The sequence below is a fragment of the Bdellovibrionales bacterium genome, assembly GCA_019750295.1.
Taxonomy (GTDB): domain Bacteria; phylum Bdellovibrionota; class Bdellovibrionia; order Bdellovibrionales; family JAGQZY01; genus JAIEOS01.
On sequence record JAIEOS010000038.1, the window covers coordinates 1 to 1,667 of the forward strand.

The 1,667-nt window shown below is 44.8% G+C and carries 2 protein-coding genes; both read right to left on the reverse strand.

The window, feature by feature from the left end:
• The coding region (mraY, locus tag K2Q26_08225) for a phospho-N-acetylmuramoyl-pentapeptide-transferase (protein MBY0315490.1) at positions 1-1,058 on the reverse strand (1,058 nt) is incomplete at its 3' end.
• A gap of 15 nt (positions 1,059-1,073) precedes the next feature.
• The coding region (locus tag K2Q26_08230) for a UDP-N-acetylmuramoylalanyl-D-glutamyl-2, 6-diaminopimelate--D-alanyl-D-alanine ligase (protein ID MBY0315491.1) at positions 1,074-1,667 on the reverse strand (594 nt) is incomplete at its 5' end.

Sequence of the window (1,667 nt, forward strand, 5' to 3'; positions counted from 1 at the left end):
CTTAAACTTAAAACAGCGAGAAGAATCGCTATAATCCAAAACCGCGCGATAATTTTTGTCTCGTCGAGACCTTGAAGCTCGTAATGATGATGAATCGGCGCCATTTTAAAGATTCGTTTTTTACGTAATTTAAAAGAAGCCACCTGCATAATCACAGAAACAGCTTCCACGACAAACACTCCACCGAGAATCACTAAAAGTAACTCGTTGTGAGTGAAAACCGCCATAATTCCTAAGAAACCACCCAAACTCAAACTTCCTACATCGCCCATAAAAACTTGAGCCGGATAAGCGTTAAACCAAAGGAAACCAAGCCCTGCCGCAACGACCAAAGCCGCCACTGGCGTCAGTTCCCCGGCTCCGTTAATAAAAGGAATCTGCAAATAATGAGCAATCTGAATATGCCCTGTCACATACGCAAAGATCCCCAGCGTCCCCGCCGAGATGATCACCGGCATAATCGCAAGACCATCAAGGCCATCTGTGAGATTCACGGCATTGGCAGCTCCGACCACAACGAGTCCTGCGAACGGAACGTAGAACCAGCCCAAATCGTAAATGAAACTTTTAAAAAAAGGAATGGGCACCGCTGTTGAAAGATTAAAAAATTGAATCAATACCGCAACCACGGCTCCAGAAATTAAAAATTCCAAAATCAAACGCAGTCTTCCGGGAAGGCCTTTGCTGTTCTTTTTTTTGACCTTCATAAAATCGTCGACGTACCCGATGAGACCAAATCCTAAGGTCACCACAAGAGTGCCTAACACCAAGGGATTAAAAAGATCGATCCAAAAAAAAGAAGGGATCACAATACTCATCAAGATCAATCCACCACCCATGGTCGGCGTTCCCGCTTTTTTGAGATGACTTTGTGGACCATCGTCACGAATGGATTGGCCCCACTGGAGGCGACTTAAACTCCGAATAAAGTAAGGTCCCCAAGCCCAACACAACGCAAACGCAGAAAAAAATGAAATAAAAGATCTGAATGTGATGTAGCGGAAAACGTTTAAAATAGAAAAAGAATCGGCCTGTGCATATAACCAGTGATAAATCATGAACGCTCTTATGTATTACTTTGCTGAAAAATTAATGGGCTCGAGCTGAAGAACTATTTTTTCAAGAGCGCTTCCGCGGGACCCCTTAACAACTACTAAAGAGTTTTTTTCTATCACACTTTTGATTTTTGATGCAAGCGATTGTTCATAAGTATCTGAAGTTATTAGATTTTTCTCATTTTTGCGAGCCCTCTCAAAACCTTTGCGAAGGCTTCCCGCAGAGGGACCAATAAAGAAACAGGTTTGAATATGAGATTTTCCGATCCACTCGCCCAATTCTTCATGGGCTTGAGGGGCATATTCTCCCTGCTCCAACATTTCCCCAAAGATGCCCACCACTTTTTTAGACTTCACTTCAGGAGCTTCTAGATTTTTAAGAAGCGCGCGAAAACTCTCGGGGTTGGCATTGTAGCCATCAAAAACAACATCGGCTCCGCTCTTCAATTGAATCCACTGATTGCGCCCCCAGGCCGAACGACAACGGCCAAAGTTCGCCCAGATCTGCCGAGGGTCCATTCCCGCCGCGATACAAATTGTCGCTGCCGCCATTAAATTCCAAATGTTGTGCTCGCCCCACACTGGAACTTTCGCTTCGTCCCGTACACCGGC